The 13762-nt window shown below is 46.1% G+C and carries 12 protein-coding genes, 1 tRNA gene and 1 riboswitch; of the genes, 2 read left to right on the top strand and 11 right to left on the bottom strand.

The genetic code is table 11. The features are described from left to right. Positions 1–28: 28 nt before the first annotated feature. Positions 29–310, bottom strand: a complete 282-nt coding sequence (locus R8N46_RS23125; RefSeq protein WP_005378786.1) for a hypothetical protein — start codon at positions 308–310, stop codon at positions 29–31. Between the two features lie 91 nt (positions 311–401). Then, positions 402–1595 (bottom strand): multidrug effflux MFS transporter, encoded by a 1194-nt coding sequence (locus R8N46_RS23120; protein ID WP_005382927.1) that lies wholly within the window; start codon positions 1593–1595, stop codon positions 402–404. Positions 1596–1702: 107 nt separating this feature from the next. Between R8N46_RS23120 and R8N46_RS23115 the strand changes: the two genes are divergently transcribed. Together R8N46_RS23115 and R8N46_RS23110 are read left to right on the top strand one after the other, a co-directional pair. After that, positions 1703–2644, top strand: coding sequence for a LysR family transcriptional regulator (locus tag R8N46_RS23115; protein WP_053303014.1), 942 nt, complete (start codon positions 1703–1705; stop codon positions 2642–2644). Between the two features lie 203 nt (positions 2645–2847). Continuing rightward, entirely contained in the window at positions 2848–4638 is a 1791-nt protein-coding gene (locus R8N46_RS23110; protein ID WP_115386369.1) for an aminopeptidase P family protein, read from the top strand. A 128-nt stretch (positions 4639–4766) separates the two neighbouring features. On the opposite strand, the gene thiH is transcribed toward R8N46_RS23110, so the two are convergent. The 9 genes from thiH to R8N46_RS23065 form a co-directional block, all read right to left on the bottom strand. Beyond that, positions 4767–5879, bottom strand: a complete 1113-nt coding sequence (thiH, locus tag R8N46_RS23105) for a 2-iminoacetate synthase ThiH (RefSeq protein WP_115386370.1) — start codon at positions 5877–5879, stop codon at positions 4767–4769. A 34-nt stretch (positions 5880–5913) separates the two neighbouring features. Then, entirely contained in the window at positions 5914–6681 is a 768-nt protein-coding gene (locus R8N46_RS23100; protein ID WP_171343425.1) for a thiazole synthase, read from the bottom strand. Between the two features lie 5 nt (positions 6682–6686). Next, positions 6687–6941: a sulfur carrier protein ThiS gene (gene thiS, locus R8N46_RS23095; RefSeq protein WP_009703038.1), complete on the bottom strand. Its 255-nt coding sequence runs from the start codon at positions 6939–6941 to the stop codon at positions 6687–6689. 38 nt (positions 6942–6979) lie between these two features. After that, the gene (locus tag R8N46_RS23090) at positions 6980–7753 is read right to left on the bottom strand and encodes a HesA/MoeB/ThiF family protein (protein ID WP_213900110.1); all 774 of its coding nucleotides are present in this window, start codon (positions 7751–7753) and stop codon (positions 6980–6982) included. Beyond that, positions 7740–9155, bottom strand: a complete 1416-nt coding sequence (locus R8N46_RS23085) for a thiamine phosphate synthase (RefSeq protein WP_250654330.1) — start codon at positions 9153–9155, stop codon at positions 7740–7742. Before R8N46_RS23085 ends, R8N46_RS23090 begins: the two co-directional genes overlap by 14 nt. Continuing rightward, the gene (thiC, locus tag R8N46_RS23080; RefSeq protein WP_213972581.1) at positions 9155–11095 is read right to left on the bottom strand and encodes a phosphomethylpyrimidine synthase ThiC; all 1941 of its coding nucleotides are present in this window, start codon (positions 11093–11095) and stop codon (positions 9155–9157) included. The genes R8N46_RS23085 and thiC overlap by 1 nt, the downstream gene beginning before the upstream one ends. 163 nt (positions 11096–11258) lie before the next feature. Then, a riboswitch (TPP riboswitch) is annotated at positions 11259–11357 on the bottom strand. A gap of 60 nt (positions 11358–11417) precedes the next feature. After that, positions 11418–11801 carry a fluoride efflux transporter CrcB gene (gene crcB, locus R8N46_RS23075; protein ID WP_213972580.1) on the bottom strand — a complete coding sequence of 128 codons (384 nt, stop codon included), beginning with the start codon at positions 11799–11801 and terminating at the stop codon, positions 11418–11420. Between the two features lie 123 nt (positions 11802–11924). After that, a complete protein-coding gene (locus tag R8N46_RS23070; protein ID WP_213972579.1) occupies positions 11925–13307 on the bottom strand; it encodes a multicopper oxidase family protein in 1383 nt (460 codons plus the stop codon). 244 nt (positions 13308–13551) lie between these two features. After that, positions 13552–13628 (bottom strand) — tRNA-Trp (locus R8N46_RS23065). Between the last annotated feature and the right edge of the window lie 134 nt (positions 13629–13762).

Genomic DNA, 13762 nt, shown 5'->3' with positions numbered 1-13762 from the left:
AATCCCCGCATCATGCGGGGATTTTTTATTATTTATTCAAGTAAGCCAGTAGCTCTTCTGCTGAGATACCTTGCTGAGCGAGGTCTTTTGCCATCTGCTCGACTTGTTCATCTTTGCGTGACTCAATCACTTGCTGAAATTGGTACACGATATCACGCAAAATTGGCAGAGGTACTTGTTTCGCCGCACTACGAATACGCTCGGAGCTTTGATTACCCAGCTCATTAAGCAACTTGCCAAACATCACCTTTTCTGGTGAATCTTCCATTTGCTCTAGAATACGAGCCATTTCATACGTGGTTAACGACATTACTTTTTGAGTTCCGTTATGGTGTCAGGAAAAGTCTGAGTGACAAATATACACGCCTTACTTACATTGGAAAATACTAAATTACACTGATTTACGCTTTCGCAAAGCTCGAGTGCCAGTTCTTCCCTGCTTTTGTAAACAGAACGACCAACGCAGGTAATAGGACCCACATATGAATTGCGATCAAGGTTTGTGGATCCAGAGATAAGCGTTGCAGTGTACCCACCAACAAACCAGAGCCACTCATTTGGAACAATCCAAGCAGTGCAGCTGCCGTGCCCGCCTTATCACCAAACGGTTCTAACGCTTTCCCTGCCGCTGCACCCAGAATGAATGCAAAACCTACAGAAGACATAAAGATAGGTAACATGAAAGAAAGCGCGGTATTCTGACCATTCATCACTAGCATGATCACACCTGCGAGACCCAGAGTTGAGATCCCGGTGACTAAGGTGTTGTGAGTTCCAACGCGCTCCATAAACTTAGGCGCCAGCATACATGCCGCAATGTTTATCACCGCATTTACACCAAACCAGAAAGTGAATTCATTCATCGACAGCCCCATCCCCGTCATCAATACCGACGGTGCTGAGGTAACGTAAGCAAGAATAACCGCCATCGCCATCAAGCATAATGACGCATGGAAAACAAAAGATGGTGTGCTAAGCACTGCCCAATACCGACTAAGCTTAAACACGGCTTGCTTTTCTGTTGACGGGTTAGTCTCTTTCATCATGAAAAACATCAATGATCCAGACACCACAGCAAAACCAGCCATAAAGCTAAAGTTAGCACGCCAGTCAAATTGCTGAGTTAACCAGCTACCTAGAATTGGAGCTAAAGCCGGAATGAAACAAATCGCACCGTTAAGGTAGCTGATCATTTTGCCGCTTTTTTCCGGGCCAAAGATATCGCGAACTGTTGCAAAGGCTGCTACCGATGTCGCACACGCACCTAAGCCTTGTAGCAGTCGGGAAACCAACATCCACTCAATATTTTGAGCACTCCACGCCAATAAAGCGCTCATCGCGTAAATGGTGATACCGCCCAATGCAACAGTTCGACGTCCGAGTTTATCTGCTAGGGGACCTGCGAATAGCTGACCAACACCCATAGCAAATAAGAACCAAGTGATCGTGTCTTGTGCTAGCGCATTATCGACCTGAAAAGTGGAAGCAATAAGAGGTAAAGCAGGTAGATAAATATCAATCGCTAAAGGACTGAAAAGAACCAAAAGGGTCAATAACGCCATCTGTTTTTTACTATTAGAAAACTGGCTAGACACACAACACTCCGAATTGGATAAAGAACTTTGGGTAAAGCTTAATCATCTGATGATATGAATGGAAATGATGTATAATCATGAGCATTATTCCTCAGAGGAAATTCACTGTGAACGTCGAAAAACTGGCTCGTATCGATTTAAATCTATTGGTCTGCTTTAAAGTGCTGATTGAAGAGTTAAACGTTACTCGTGCGGCCCACCGATTGTGCTTAAGCCAATCTGCCGTAAGTAAATCACTGGCTAAACTGCGCATTCAATTTGATGACCCGCTTTTCACTCGAAACTCACATGGATTAACACCTACGCCGCGCGCATTGTTTCTTAAACCGAAACTGGATCTGTTGATAAATCAGTTAGAAGTGCTGACTCAACCCGAAGAGTTTTCTCCCCAAAGCAGTGAATACCGTTTTCAAATAGCAGCGGTAGAGAGTGTCTACCCTCTCATTCTACCCCATTTCTTACCGGCGATTTTTCAACAAGCACCTGGCGTGACAATTAGCACACACCCGTGGTCGGATAATACATTTAAAATGCTTCAACGCGGCGAACTGGATTTAGGCTTAACTGGAAAAGATATCGATATAAACGATGCCAAGCTGACTCTTCAACCACCCGATGACATTTGCGAGTTGGAAATTTATCGTGATTACCAAATGTGCATCATTCGCAAAAACCACCCTGCGCTAAAACAACCTTGGAATCTGGAAGCCTATCTCGCCCTACGCCATGTACAAGTACGTTGTGATGGCAACGACCGTTGGTTGCTGGATTATCGCCTTGCAGATATTGGCACCGACCGCGATATTGCCGTCACTGTGCCCGACTTTAACAGTGCCGCAAGTTTATGTTCATACACCGACTTTATCTTTACTGCGCCAAGTCATTTTGTGCAACTTGCGGCCAAACAGCTTGATTTGGTCGTGCTGCCACTACCGTTAGAATTCCCACCTATGGCTTACACTTTATTCTGGCACCGAGACAGAGAAAACGACCCTGCATTAGGCTGGCTACGTACGATGATCACACAAAAAACCGATCACCTTAGATAAAAACACCGCGCTCAATTTGCGCTTAGCGGCTAAAATGAGTAGCTTAACTGTCGTAGTCCTTTTTGGCTCATCTATGGCCTAGTTGTACTCCGACTCTATTGAAGTGATTGCGAACCTCAATGGAATCGTAAACTGCATGAAGCAGATGGAAACAGCTCCCACACCTGAGCATGAAGGAGCGGTAATTTGAAGGAATAACACAGATGCACAACGATACCCAAAGCCGCGTGAATGCAATTCGCGAATGGCTAGCACAACAGAATATTGATGCCCTACTTGTCCCTCATGAAGACGAGTACTTGGGTGAATACGTACCAGCGCACAACGAGCGTTTACATTGGCTAACTGGCTTTACTGGTTCTGCTGGTGCTGCGGTAATCACCAAAGACAAAGCCGCTATCTTTGTTGATGGTCGCTACACAGTACAAGTAACAAAGCAGGTTCCTGCTGATCTATTCGAATACCGTCACTTGATTGAAGAGCCTGCACTAGATTGGATTAAAGACCATCTTGCAAATGGCGCGTCTGTGGCAATCGACCCTCGCATGCACAACGCTGCTTGGCTAGACATGGCACAAGCAAAACTTGCTGGCGCACTTGAGCTTAAGATTCTCGATAGCAACCCAATTGATGAACTGTGGCACGACCGCCCTGCTCCTGTGGTTTCTGATGTTCGCCTAATGGCAACAGAAGCAGTTGGTCAGTCAAGTGAAAGCAAACGCCAAGAAATCGCAGAGCTCGTGAAAAAAGCCGGTGCAGACAGCGCAGTGATCACAGCACTTGATTCTATCTGTTGGTTGCTCAACGTTCGTGGTCTAGATGTCTCACGTCTTCCGGTTCTGCTTTCTCACGCGATTCTGCACTCAGATTCAAGCGTGGAATACTTCCTAGATCCAGCTCGTCTACCGGCTGAGTTTGACGCTCACGTTGGTTCAGGCGTGACCGTTCATCACCCTGAAGCATTGCAAACACGACTAGAAACCCTGACTGGCAAGAATGTATTGGTTGACCCTGCGACAAGTAACGCATGGTTTAAGTTGGTTCTGCAAAACGCCGGCGCAACCGTGGTAAGCAAAGCAGATCCATGTCTAATGCCAAAAGCAGCGAAGAACGCCGTTGAAATCGCAGGCATGAAAGCCTGTCATATCCGCGATGGCGTTGCGATGAGCAAGTTCCTATCTTGGTTAGATGCAGAAGTCGTTGCGGGTAACCTGCATGATGAAGCGACGCTGGCAGACAAACTGGAAGCGTTCCGTAGCGAAGACCCAACACTTATGGATCTTAGCTTCGATACCATTTCAGCTGCCGGCGGTAACGCGGCAATGTGTCACTACAACCACGAAAACCAACCTGAACCTGGCAAGCTAGAACTGAACACACTTTACCTCGTGGATTCAGGCGGTCAGTACCTAGATGGTACGACAGACATCACGCGTACCATTGCCATAGGTCAGCCTTCACAAGAGATGATTAAACAATTCACTCTTGCGCTAAAAGGTCACATCGGTGTTGCACGTGCACGTTTCCCGAAAGGCACACGTGGTTACCAAATCGATACGCTAGCTCGTCAGCACCTATGGGCGGAAGGCTACGATTACGATCACGGTACTGGTCACGGTGTTGGTCACTTCCTAAGTGTTCATGAAGGTCCAGCGAGCATTTCGAAGAAGCAAATCGATGTGCCTCTGACAGAAGGTATGGTGCTATCCAACGAGCCAGGTTACTACCGTGCAGATGCGTTTGGTATCCGTATCGAGAACCTAGAGCTTGTTGTTGAAACCCCGACTAACGGTGACTTCCCTGTTCTATCATTTGAGTCGCTAACACGCTGCCCAATCGACAAGCGCAACATCAACGTTGATATGCTAACTCGTCCAGAACTTGCTTGGCTGAATGATTACCATCAGAAAGTATGGGATGAGATCAGCCCGCTAGTTGAAGGTGATGTGAAAGAGTGGCTTCGTCAAGCAACGCTACCAGTAGCACACAGCTAGAAGCTAGAAGCTAGAAGCTAGAAGCTAGAAGCTAGAAAAAAGTAGAGGGTTGATGTTTTGCATCAACCCTCTTTTTTTGCCTATGTTTCACGTGAAACATAACGATGACTAGTGGCTTTCTTTGCTACTTAACCAGAATACGCCGAGTGCCAATCTCGCCATACTGGGTCAAAGCCTTTGGCTCGAATCATATCTTCCACAGAACCCGCGCTTCGCTCATCACTGATCTCAAACTGCTCGAGTTCAACATCATCCATCGCATACCCACCCGGCTGAGTTTTCGATGCAGCAGACATGCTGGTGATGCCTAACGGTAATGCATTGTCTCTGAATTTCGGTGATTCACGAGTCGATAATGACAACTCAACTTCTGGATTTAGCAAACGATAAGCGCAAATCAACTGCACAAGCTGCTTATCCGTCATGACTGATTTTGGTTGGAGCGCGCCCTCACAAGGACGTAAACGCGGAAATGAAATGGAGTAACGAGTCTGCCAATACGTGCGCTCAAGATAGTCCAAGTGCGCTGCCACATAAAAGCAATCTGTTCGCCACTCTTCCAACCCTATCAAAGCGCCAATACCGATCTTATCGATGCCTGCTTTTGCAAGACGATCGGGTGTATCCAATCGGTATTCGAAATCCATCTTATTGCCACGCAGATGGTGCTCGGCGTAAGTCGAAGGATGATACGTTTCTTGATAGACCATCACCGCATCCAAACCCAATGTCTTGAGCTCGGCGTATTCGTCTTGACCTAGCGGCTGCACTTCCATCGCCAAATAATTAAAGCGTTGCTTAATCATCGGCACCATTTCGCGAAAGTATTTCATCCCCACTTTGGTTTCGTGTTCACCAGTCACCAGCAATACGCTATCGAACTTCATGCGTTTAATAGCTTCAACTTCTGCAACCACTTCGTCCCTATTCAAGGTACGACGCTTGATTCTATTCTCCATTGAGAAGCCACAATAAGTACAAGCATTGGCGCACAAGTTAGAAAGGTACAGTGGAATGTAAAGCGACATGGTATTACCAAAACGCTTGCGAGTTGCCGAGTATGACAGCTGCGCCATTTGCTCTAAGTACGCTTCAGCCGCTGGTGAAATAAGCGCTTTAAAGTCTTCCAAATCACGCTTGGGTTTATTCAATGCTCGCTCGACATCTTGTGCCGTTTTCGCGTAGATCGACATCGAGATGTCGTCCCAATTCAGCTGCTTAAATTGTTCAACGAAGCTCATGTTTTCCTCGCTTAATAGCTAAACCAATCTAGGACTAAAGCTCATCTAGGAATGACGTCAGTGGACTCGACGCAACCGCATGAGAAACCTTACCAGCAAGTCCGGCTTCATAAGCCATACGCCCCGACTCTACCGCCAACTTAAATGCCTTCGCCATCGCAACGGGATCGCTCGAAGCTGCAATCGCAGTATTGACGAGCACGGCATCCGCGCCCATTTCCATCGCACGCGCAGCATGTGAAGGAGCACCGATACCCGCATCCACAACCACAGGAACATTAGCTTGGTCGATAATGATCTCTAGGAAGTCGTGAGAAACTATCCCTTTGTTAGAACCGATCGGCGCACCTAATGGCATGACCGCTGCACAACCCACTTCTTCCAATCGTTTACACAGAACCGGGTCAGCATGACAGTAAGGAAGGATAATGAAGCCTTCACGAACCAGTTGCTCAGCGGCAGCAAGTGTCTCAATTGGATCAGGCATCAAGTACTTCGGGTCTGGATGAATTTCTAGTTTTAACCAGTTAGTGCCCAACGCTTCTCGCGCCAGTTGCGCGGCAAACACAGCATCTTTAGCATTCTTTGCACCCGAGGTGTTCGGCAATAAGTTCACACCCGCTTGTACTAACGGAAGCAAAATATCGTCTTGTCGGTCGTTCACATCGACACGCTTCAACGCCATGGTCGCAAGTTGAGATCCCGACACTTGAATCGCTTCTGCCATTAATCGGCTGTTGGCAAACTTCCCTGTTCCCGTGAACAGTCTTGATTCGAATTGTTTATCACCAATTTTAAGCATCGACTTTAACCCCCTGCGATCGCTTGAAACAAAGAGATGCTATCTCCCTGTGAAAGAACTGTGCTAGCCCACTCACTGCGCGGCACAACATTGTTATTAATTGCAAAAACACAGCCCATTTCAGGCAGCGCAAATTGACTAATGATTTGCTGTAGATTTGACTCACTGGCAACTTGATGTGACTGGTCATTGATGACAATAGTGATCACATCTAAGTCAGCAGCGGTCATTTGTATTGTTTGTTGTTCTGATAACGTCATTGCTTCCAACTCTCTTAATTCTGCCAATTACTCGTAAGCTAAATCTGAGCACACACTTGGCACTGTTTGTCTTTGCTTATCGCCATGGTTTGCCATTGCAGTTTCAACCCATCAAACAGATGCAACTTGGCAGTCTCGACATGAAACTTTCCCGTCGCCAGTTTTTGAATTGCCGCTATCGCTTGGTAGTTACCAAGTGTGCCCACCACCGGACCAACGACACCACTCTCACTACACTTTTGCGTTTGCGGTAATTCGTCGAACGGATACAAACAGCGGTAACAGGCTTTACTCTGCGCTTCTTGTTCACTTGGTATTTGGTAATCAAAGACAGCAAATTGTCCTTGCCAACCAATTGCCGCCGCTGAGATAAGTGGCGTATTTTGCTCGAAACAAACTTGGTTAATGAGCTGACGCGTTGGCATGTTATCGGTGCAGTCGAGCACCACATCCGCTAGCATCACTTCAAGCTGCAGCTGTGCTTTGTCTAATCGCTTATTGAGAGCACGAACTTGGACCATAGAATTAAGTTCAGTGAGTTGCTTTACAGTCGCTTTTGTTTTCGCAACTTGGAGGTCTTGTTCACGATAAATGATCTGACGTTGTAGGTTACTGCTATCAACTTCATCGTCATCGACCACAACCAATTTACCAACACCCGCTGATGCCAAGTACAAACTCGCAGCACTTCCTAACCCACCACAACCGATGATCAGCACATTCGATTTACTCAACCGCTCTTGCCCAACTTCGGCAATTTCTGGCAGAGCGACTTGACGTTGATAGCGAAGGAACTGCTTATCCGTCAGCATGCTCGCCTCTCTTGGTATCCACCAATTTACTATTCTGATCAGTAAACGTTAGCTGTCTTTCCTTCATCAGTTGTACGAAGAACTCGATGACCGACTGAGGTGATTCTGCCAACGTAATAGCTCGCACAACTGCCAAACTAGAAACACCTGCTTGCCAAACTTGGGCTGCATTAGATTGGTCAATACCACCAATCGCGACCGTCGGAAAGCCAAGTACATTGCCAGTCACAGTTTTGTCTTTCGAAGGACGGAAAGCCGACGCTGTGTTTCCGTAAGGAATGCTATCAATCAGCTTTTGATACAGAGCCAAGCGCACCAAACCTTGTGGTTTCGATGGCATCTGTTTAGTGGTGGTTGGGAAAATATGCCCTAGCGCGATGTAACTAGGATGAATTTGTACGATGCGCAGTAGCTCATAATAACCATGAGTAGAAAGACCAAGACAAATGCCGGCTTTAGTTATCTGAGCCAAATTCGATTCTTCTATGTCTTCTTGTCCTAGGTGAACGCCATAAGCGCCATGCTTGATTGCCAACTGCCAATAGTCATTGATGAACACTTGTGCTTGATACTGACGGCCTAGCTCAATTGCTCGAATGATCTGTTGTTCTAAATCGGCTTGTTGTGGGTTCTTGATTCGCAGTTGAATAGTGTTGATGCCTAGTGGCAGTAGACGCTCAATCCAAGCAACATCATCAACGACTGGATAGAGCCCTAGACTTTGCTTAGTTAGAGTTGGAAAGCTAACGCTCTCACCTTGTGCAGACCAACCAACTTGAATATCGAGTCGGTTATCCTCTAGTACAGGTGTGGGGAAATCATCAAATTGGTCAGCCCACTGAGTAGATCGTCCCTCACCAAGGTTGTCATTCAACAGTGTTTCACGTGAAACATTCGCTTGTTGAGTTAGCATTCCTCGAGCAAGTGTTAACGCATCTTCGATAGGAAAATCGAGTACTGTCAGCGTTACTATCCAAGCAAGGTGATGTTCAGGATCGAACATTGCGTTGAATTTGGACTTAACGGAAAGCGCTCTCACTTCGTTGTTAATTAGGTGACGCCAGATATCAAGCTGAAGCACTTTCTCCTTTTCATCGGATACCTGCGTATCAGCAATGCCAATATGAATCGCTTTCGACGGTTGCTTAGCGCACGCTTCTACCGACAAAGCAGAACGGTAATAGAGCACAAATGAACTCTCATGCTCAGAGTCATAATCATCAATGAGATCAGTCGTTATGTGTGTGGTCTGTTGGCCGCGAACAAGCTGAATAGATTGAGTTGGGCTCACACCCAACTCAACGTCTTCGATGCTAAAACCCTGTTCTTTCGCCAACAACAAACATTGCTGAACTAAACCAGTCAGTTCAATCAATGATGACGGAATAAGGATTTTGCTCATTAGTCACTTACCTCGGCATGTGCTGCTGGGTGGTATAGCTCAGAACCTGTCTCTCTAAATTCTTGCGATTTCTGACGCATCCCCTCAAGAGGGTCATCCAGCATTTTGATCGATATAGCTTGGTCCGCAGCAACTTGCTCTGTGTCTTTCGCATATTCTCGAACCTCTTGCGAGATCTTCATCGAGCAGAACTTTGGCCCGCACATCGAACAGAAGTGAGCAACTTTTCCAGACTCTTGAGGCAAGGTTTCGTCATGGAAAGCGCGCGCGGTATCTGGATCGAGTGACAAGTTGAATTGGTCTTCCCAGCGGAACTCGAAGCGAGCTTTAGAAAGCGCGTTATCACGAACTTGTGCACCAGGATGTCCCTTCGCCAAATCCGCGGCGTGCGCAGCAAGCTTGTAAGTTATCATGCCTACTTTCACGTCTTCTTTGTTTGGTAAACCAAGATGCTCTTTAGGAGTGACGTAGCAAAGCATCGCACAGCCATACCAACCAATCATGGCTGCGCCAATACCTGAAGTAATATGGTCGTAACCAGGAGCGACATCTGTCGTCAGCGGACCAAGCGTGTAGAAAGGAGCTTCATGACAATGCTCTAGCTGCTCTTCCATGTTCTCTTTGATCATGTGCATTGGAACATGACCAGGACCTTCGATTATCACCTGTACGTCGTATTCCCACGCTATCTTGGTCAACTCACCAAGAGTGCGAAGCTCTGCAAATTGCGCTTCGTCGTTAGCATCGGCTACCGAGCCAGGGCGCAGACCATCACCAAGAGATAGTGCGACATCGTACTTAGCACAGATTTCACAGATCTCTCGGAAGTGGGTATATAAGAAGCTTTCTTGGTGATGCGCTAAACACCATTTCGCGATGATAGAACCACCACGAGAGACGATGCCAGTAACGCGTTTTGCAGTCATTGGCACATAACGAAGTAGTAAACCGGCATGGATAGTAAAGTAGTCAACGCCCTGCTCTGCTTGCTCAATCAGGGTATCGCGCATCACTTCCCAGTTAAGGTTTTCCGCAACACCGTTCACTTTCTCAAGCGCTTGGTACATTGGCACGGTACCGATCGGAACCGGACTGTTACGTAGAATCCACTCGCGAGTTTCGTGAATATTGCGTCCAGTAGAGAGATCCATAACGGTATCGCCACCCCAGCGCGTTGCCCATACTAACTTTTCTACTTCTTCCTCAATCGAAGAAGTGACCGATGAGTTACCGATGTTGGCGTTCACTTTGACCAAAAAGTTACGTCCAATGATCATTGGTTCGGATTCTGGGTGGTTAATATTTGAAGGGATAATAGCGCGACCTTCGGCGACTTCTTTACGCACGAATTCGGCGGTAATATCTTTTGGTAGGTTCGCTCCGAAGCTTTGACCCGGATGCTGTTGATTCAGCACTTCATCGCGATACTTGGCACGCCCCATGTTTTCACGCAGCGCGATATATTCCATTTCTGGGGTAATAATACCTTTGCGAGCATAGTGCAATTGAGTCACACAATGGCCATCTTTGGCACGTCGAATACGTGGTAGATTACCGTAACGAAGATCGTCTAGTGTTTCGTCTTCTAAGCGTTCTTTGGTGTACACCGAGCTTACTTCATCAAGTAGCTCAGTATCGGCGCGCTCTTCAATCCACCCTTCTCTCAGCTTAGGTAAGCCGTTATAGAGGTCTATGGTGTGCTCTGGATCTGTGTATACACCCGACGTATCGTAAACGCGTACTGGCTCATTAGGTTCGAATATAGGCGCTTCTTTTGTGCCTCCAATAAGGCTATCAGCGAGTGATATTTCACGCATTGGCACACGAATATCTGGACGTGAGCCTTCTACGTAGACTTTGCTTGAATTGGGGTACGGTTGTACCGAGAGTGTATCAATGAACTGTTTTGCTTCCAGTCTCGCTTGTTTGCGACTCGACATAGCATTTTTCCTTGCTTTGTTATACTAGATAAAAAGTAATTGGATAAAAATGCTTGGCGGATAGATGCGACAAGAGGAGTCAAATTAAGGCTAGTTAAAGCTTACGATATTTGCCTGTAACAACATTCGACTTTTGATAGATCAACCAGAAAGAACTCCGGTGTGAATATCTTCTCTTGTTCCCTTCGCAGATTCTAATCTGATCAGGTTCAACGGATCCCGAATTAACGGTCTCAGCCTTATGGCACTCCGACAAGTGATGTCAGTATATAAAAACGGCTTGGTGAAACCAAGCCGACCTGTTCAATTTTTAACTACTTTGCTAGCTGCGCATCAATAATTGAAAGCCTATCCACGCCGCTGAAATACTTAACACGACATTCAACAATACGTTCAACCCCATCTTAAAGAAAGCGCCCTGCTGCATAAGCAAAACATTATCCATCGAGAAGGTGGAAAACGTCGTTAGTGCGCCTAAAAAACCCAAGCCAATCACTTGTCGCCAAGGTTCCGTTGCCAAAAGTTCATTATCGAAAGCTGCTATCAATAAGCCCATCATAAATGAGCCAACAACGTTAACGGTTAACGTACCATATGGCAAACCACGCCCCAATAAAATGACACAAAGTTCAGAAATTAAGTAACGAGAACATGCACCAAATGCACCACCCAATGCAATAAAACCCAAAACGGATAGTTGTCCCATAATTCCCCCAGAAAAGTTAATGGCGACATTGTAATCAAATTTACGGCAATAGTGATTATACAATCTTAGAATTCAGCAAATTATAGCGCTTAAAACTTATCAAGATTTAAAAAGTTACAGGAGTCACTTTACTTCAATATAACCCATCAACCCCGTCTTCATGTGTTCGATCACATGACAATGGTACATCCAACGTCCAGGGTTATCTGCAACAAATGCCGCTTTCGCACTGCCGTTTTTTCCAAGCAAGACCGTATCGGTATGAAACGGTTCGTCGAGTTTTTTTCCATCTAACTCAAGAACCGTAAATGTGTGTCCATGAAGGTGAATAGGATGATGATATTGGGTGACGTTCTTTAGGTTGAAGATATAGGTTTTTCCCATCTCCAATGTTGAAAGGGGCGCTGGAATATTATCTTTGCTCATTCCCTCCCAAGTCCGTTTGTTCATCAGCCAGAATTTAGGTATCGCTTTGCCCGATTTATCAGCAGGAGTGATCGCCCCCTCCCACTCAAACACATAATCGATTTGCTCTGCATTTTTCAAATCGAGAGCTGGCACAGGGTTGAGAGGTAATAAAGGCAGTTTCTGGTTGTTCGACAGGTCAGACTCAACAACGTCAAACTCGCACAAAGGGAATGGGAAGCGTCCTTTCATTTGACGCACATAAACACGTTTTCCAGCCTTTGGAGCAATCAATCCGACATCTAACCTCATTCCTGGACCAATTTTATGCTGAGTGAGCTTATAAGGCGTTTTAACAGGGTTACCATCAATAGCAATAACCCAAGCCTCTGCACCTTCAATAGCGATCGGGTAAGTAATGGTGTTATCGACATTAGCAATTCTTAATCGCGTGGTAGCATTCTGCTTCAGCGTATAAACAGGTTCATGCACACCATTGACGCTACTCCACTCTCCGGGAGTCCCCATACGAGCGCTCAAGCGCGGCACCATAAGGTTCTTCCACTGACCTAGTTTGTCTAAATGCCAATGCTTGAGGACGACTTCATGTTCTTCATCAAATAGAACAGTCTCAGCCTCTTCAACGATAATTAGCCCAACTAAGCCCATACCAAGTTGCTTAACGCTATTCATGTGGGGGTGATACCAAAACGTGCCTGCATCTGGCGGTGTAAATTCATAAACGAATGTTTCACCCGACATGATAGGCGGCTGGCTTAAGAAAGGTACACCATCCATTTCAATAGGGATTCGCAAGCCATGCCAGTGGATTGTAGTCGGCTCTGAAAGCTTGTTAGTAAACCGAATTATAACTTTCTCGCCTTGGCGACAACGAATCGTAGGCGCTGGAATCGAACCATTAAATGCGAGTACGTCTGTGTTAAACCCAGGGATCAATTCTGCAGTAGAAGGCTCTGCAGTGATATCGTATATATATTGCCTCTGCTTATTAGTGCTCCTAGATAGAGAACATGCAGGTAGAACGGTAAGCGCGGAGATTGCTAAGGATGATTGAAGAAAGCGTCGACGAGATATATCCATACATAGTTACTCATTAATCCAGATCGGTTGAGTTTAACTAAATATAAATAGTGATTCCCCTTTATTATTAAAATTTCGGGCCACTGATCATTACAGCTAACTGTAGTTTCGTTCGTTCAGTAGATTAAATGCTGCCAAAGTACAGCAGAAAGCCATACTTACGGGATAAGAGTAGAAATAAGCTGTAATAATGAGAAGAAACCAGATACAAAAAAGGCTCTGACCTAAGCCAGAGCCTGATATGTGGCAGGGGTGGAGAGATTCGAACTCCCAACACGCGGATTTGGAATCCGCTGCTCTGCCAATTGGAGCTACACCCCTATAGAATTTTCATATTCTAGATTTGACAAAACCTCGCATAAGCGAGGTTGTCGATATTAAGTGGCGGAGTGGACGGGACTCGAACCCGCGACCCCCGGCGTGACAGGCCGGTATTCTAACCAACTGAACTACCA

The organism is Vibrio sp. 1874, assembly GCF_033344395.1.
Classification (GTDB): Bacteria; Pseudomonadota; Gammaproteobacteria; order Enterobacterales; family Vibrionaceae; genus Vibrio; species Vibrio alginolyticus.
This window is presented reverse-complemented; position numbering and strand designations above follow the sequence as displayed.

Excerpts from the sequence above, each read along its gene's own strand:
- R8N46_RS23110 (WP_115386369.1), top strand. The coding sequence starts at position 2,848 with ATGCACAACGATACCCAAAGCCGCGTGAATGCAATTCGCGAATGGCTA.
- thiS (WP_009703038.1), bottom strand. The coding sequence starts at position 6,941 with ATGACGTTATCAGAACAACAAACAATACAAATGACCGCTGCTGACTTA.
- R8N46_RS23090 (WP_213900110.1), bottom strand. The coding sequence starts at position 7,753 with ATGCTGACGGATAAGCAGTTCCTTCGCTATCAACGTCAAGTCGCTCTG.
- thiC (WP_213972581.1), bottom strand. The coding sequence starts at position 11,095 with ATGTCGAGTCGCAAACAAGCGAGACTGGAAGCAAAACAGTTCATTGAT.
- crcB (WP_213972580.1), bottom strand. The coding sequence starts at position 11,801 with ATGGGACAACTATCCGTTTTGGGTTTTATTGCATTGGGTGGTGCATTT.
- R8N46_RS23085 (WP_250654330.1), bottom strand. The coding sequence starts at position 9,155 with ATGAGCAAAATCCTTATTCCGTCATCATTGATTGAACTGACTGGTTTA.
- R8N46_RS23100 (WP_171343425.1), bottom strand. The coding sequence starts at position 6,681 with ATGCTTAAAATTGGTGATAAACAATTCGAATCAAGACTGTTCACGGGA.
- R8N46_RS23070 (WP_213972579.1), bottom strand. The coding sequence starts at position 13,307 with ATGGATATATCTCGTCGACGCTTTCTTCAATCATCCTTAGCAATCTCC.
- thiH (WP_115386370.1), bottom strand. The coding sequence starts at position 5,879 with ATGAGCTTCGTTGAACAATTTAAGCAGCTGAATTGGGACGACATCTCG.
- R8N46_RS23125 (WP_005378786.1), bottom strand. The coding sequence starts at position 310 with ATGTCGTTAACCACGTATGAAATGGCTCGTATTCTAGAGCAAATGGAA.